Origin of the sequence: Terrabacter terrae (genome assembly GCF_039529575.1) — a bacterium.
Lineage (GTDB): Bacteria > Actinomycetota > Actinomycetes > Actinomycetales > Dermatophilaceae > Terrabacter > Terrabacter terrae.
Map to the genome: position 1 here is coordinate 30,697 of NZ_BAAANB010000002.1, position 3,175 is coordinate 33,871.

The 3,175-nt window shown below is 68.3% G+C and carries 3 protein-coding genes; all 3 read left to right on the top strand.

Going from position 1 to position 3,175, the window contains the following annotated elements:
• Positions 1–1,017, top strand: a 1,017-nt coding sequence (locus ABD194_RS04525; protein ID WP_343988306.1) for an ABC transporter permease, incomplete at its 5' end; no start/stop codon positions are given.
• A complete protein-coding gene (locus ABD194_RS04530; protein ID WP_343988310.1) occupies positions 1,014–2,093 on the top strand; it encodes an ABC transporter ATP-binding protein in 1,080 nt (359 codons plus the stop codon). The genes ABD194_RS04525 and ABD194_RS04530, both read left to right, overlap by 4 nt.
• Positions 2,090–3,136, top strand: a complete 1,047-nt coding sequence (locus tag ABD194_RS04535; protein WP_343988313.1) for an ABC transporter ATP-binding protein — start codon at positions 2,090–2,092, stop codon at positions 3,134–3,136. The genes ABD194_RS04530 and ABD194_RS04535 overlap by 4 nt, the downstream gene beginning before the upstream one ends.
• The last annotated feature ends 39 nt before the right edge of the window (positions 3,137–3,175 follow it).

The following is a 3,175-nucleotide window of genomic DNA, read 5'->3' on the forward strand; positions in this document are numbered from 1 at the left end:
CCGGCGCCCATCCCGTTTGGAAGGCAAACCGTGCTCACCTACATCCTCAGGCGAGTGGCTCTCGCCCTGAGCGTCATCCTGGCCACGCTGGTGTCGACGTTCCTGATCTTCTTCGCAGGTCCGTCCGACCCGGCCCAGGCCATGTGCCCGGAGACCCGCTGCAACGCGCAGCGCCTGCAGCAGATCACGCAGAGCCTCGGGCTCGACAAGCCGCTGTCCGTGCAGTTCCTCGACTACTTCAAGGGACTCTTCGCCGGGCGCGACTTCCTCTACGCGGGGGACACCGTCCACTGCAGCGCCCCGTGCCTGGGCTTCTCCTTCGTGACGCGCCGCTCGGTCAACGACGAGCTCTTCACGCGGTTCCCCAACACGGTGGTGCTGGCCCTGATGGCGGCCGTCATCTTCCTCGTCATCGGTGTCACGATCGGCATCCTGGCGGCGGTTCGACGCGGCTCGGCCACGGACCGCACCCTGGTGGGCGCCTCGCAGGTGCTCGGTTCCATCCCGTACTACGTGCTCGCGCTCCTGGTCGCGCTCTACCCCGTGATCCTGTGGAACGTCCTGCCGCAGTACTCGTCCCTCTCCTCGGGGGTCGGACCCTACTTCCTCGGGATGCTCGCACCGGCCCTCATCCTCGGTGTGGTGACCTCCGCCTCCTACGTGCGCTACACGCGCAACTCGATGATCGAGACGCTGTCGATGGACTACATCCGCACGGCGCGCTCGAAGGGCATCAGCGAGCGCACGGTGCTGTTCAAGCACGGCTTCCGCGCCGCGATGAGCCCCATCGCCACCATCCTCGGCCTCGACATCGCCGCACTGCTCACCGGCACCCTGATCACCGAGCAGATCTTCGGCGTCGACGGCATCGGCCGCCGCGGCCTCGACGCGCTCAAGGCCGACGACCTGCCGGTCATCATGGGCACCGTCCTGATCGGAGCCGTGGTCGTCGTGGTCATGAACCTCGTCGTGGACATCGCGTACTCCTTCATCGACCCGCGAGTGAGGCTCTCATGACCGCCACCGCCAGCACGTCCGGCTCCATCGCCACCCAGGGCTCGGAGGCCCGCAACCCCGGAGACGTCGTCCTCGACGTCAAGGACCTCTCGGTCGCCTTCCCCACGGAGGAGGGCGTCGTCAAGGCGGTCTCCAACCTGACCTACCAGGCGCGCCTCGGTCGCACCCTGGCCATCGTCGGTGAGTCCGGTTCGGGCAAGTCGGTGAGCAGCATGGCCGTCCTCGGCCTGCACAACCCCAAGCGCACCCAGATCACCGGCAGCATCAAGCTCGACGGCATCGAGCTCGTCGGGGCGCAGCCCTCGACCTTCCAGAAGGTCCGCAGCACCAAGGCCGCGATGGTCTTCCAGGACCCGCAGAGCTCCTTGCACCCGTTCCACAAGATCGGCAGGCAGATCGCCGAGGCCTACCGGGCGCACCACTCGGTGAGCAAGCAGGTCGCCCAGAAGCGGGCCGTCGAGATGCTCGACCTCGTCGGCATCCCCAACCCCCAGCGGCGGGCCAACCAGTACCCGCACGAGTTCTCCGGCGGTATGCGCCAGCGCGCCATGATCGCGCTGGGCCTGGTCAACGACCCCAAGCTGCTGATCGCCGACGAGCCCACCACGGCGCTCGACGTCACCGTGCAGGCCCAGATCCTCGACCTCGTCAACGACCTCCAGAAGGAGTTCGGCTCGGCGGTCATCCTCATCACGCACGACCTCGCGGTCGTCGCCGAGACGGCCGACGACATCCTCGTGATGTATGCCGGTCGCGGCGTCGAGAAGGGTGGCGCCAAGGAGGTGCTCGCGCAGCCGTCGATGCCCTACACCTACGGCCTGCTGCAGTCGATGCCGTCGCACAGCGAGGACCTCGCCGAGCTCAAGGCCATCAAGGGCACGCCACCCAGCCTGCTCAACCTGCCCTCGGGCTGCTCCTTCCACCCCCGCTGCGAGTTCAAGACGCTCGTCGAGGGTGACCGGTGCTTCACCGAGCTGCCCGAGTGGCGTCCGACGCCCGGGCTCGCCAACCGAGAGATCCGCTGCCACCTGGCCGACCCCGTGGCCACCCTGCAGCTCGACGAGGGAGCCCGATGAGCGACCAGACCCTGCTCAAGGTCACCGACCTCCAGCGACACTTCCCCTTCCGCGAGGTCCAGGGCCTGAAGATGGTGCGGGCGACGGTGAAGGCCGTCGACGGCATCAGCTTCAGCATCAAGCAGGGCCAGACCCTCGGCCTCGTCGGCGAGTCGGGCTGCGGCAAGTCCACGACGTCGCGGCTCGTGACGCGCCTCGACGAGCCGACCGGCGGCTCCATCGAGTTCGAGGGCCGGGACATCTCGCACCTGAAGGAGCACCAGCTGCGCGGCATCCGTCGCGACGTGCAGATGATCTTCCAGGACCCCTACTCCTCGCTGAACCCGCGTCACACGGTCGGCTCGATCCTCACCACGCCGCTGCAGGTCCACGGCCTGCACAAGGGCAAGGAGAAGGCCCGGGTCCAGGAGCTGCTCGAGCTCGTGGGCCTCAACCCCGAGCACATCAACCGCTACCCGTCGGAGTTCTCCGGCGGCCAGCGCCAACGCATCGGGATCGCCCGCGCCCTCGCCGTGGAGCCCAAGCTGATCGTGGCCGACGAGCCGGTCTCGGCCCTCGACGTCTCGATCCAGGCGCAGGTGATGAACCTGCTGGCGAAGCTGCGCAACGAGCTCGACCTCGCGTTCATCTTCGTCGCCCACGACCTCGGCGTCGTGCGCCACTTCTGCGACCAGGTCGCCGTGATGTACCTCGGCAAGATCGTCGAGTACGGCGACAAGAAGAAGATCTACGAGGCGCCCGAGCACCCGTACACCCAGGCACTGCTGTCGGCTGCGCCCGACATCAACGTCGCTCGCGGCATCGCCCCGAAGGAGCGCATCCGGCTCGTCGGCGACGTGCCGAGCCCAATCGACCCGCCGAGCGGCTGCCGCTTCCGCACGCGCTGCTGGAAGGCGCAGGACGTCTGCGCCACGCAGGAGCCGCCGCTGGTGGCCGCCACGACCGAGGAGTCGGCACGCGCCTTCCGCGAGGGCGGCGTGCACCTGCAGGCCTGCCACTTCCCCGAGGTCAAGACCGACCTCGTGGCGGAGGTCCCCGCCTGAGCGTCCTCGCCTGACGAGCACGTATGCCGCTGGGCCGGC